Source organism: Domibacillus sp. PGB-M46, from assembly GCF_022668875.1.
Taxonomy (GTDB): Bacteria; Bacillota; Bacilli; order Bacillales; family Domibacillaceae; genus Domibacillus.
This window is the reverse complement of record NZ_JAKGCR010000099.1, coordinates 1-268: the sequence shown is the minus strand read 5'-3', so window position 1 is coordinate 268 and position 268 is coordinate 1. Positions and strand designations below refer to the sequence as shown.

At 31.7% G+C, this 268-nt stretch carries 1 protein-coding gene; it reads right to left on the bottom strand.

All coding sequences use genetic code 11. The features are described 5' to 3' along the window. A partial coding sequence (locus tag L2D08_RS23780; protein WP_304653948.1) for a trigger factor family protein occupies positions 1-268 on the bottom strand: 268 nt, incomplete at both ends.

The following is a 268-nucleotide window of genomic DNA, read 5'->3' as shown; positions in this document are numbered from 1 at the left end:
GCACCATCTTCTTTAACAACCATATCAGCTAAATGACCTAAACTATGATCAATTTCATCTTGTAAATCTTGATCAGTTAATTCAGAATCTTGTTTTTCAATTTCAAGACCTTTATAATCTCCTAATTTAACTTCAGGTTCAACAGTCACTGTTGCTTCAAATTCGAAATCTTTACCTTTTTCAATTTGAGTTACATTAATTTCAGGTTGAGCGACTGGATTGATTTTAGTTTCTTCAATGGCTTCACCATAAGCTTCAGGTAAAAGAA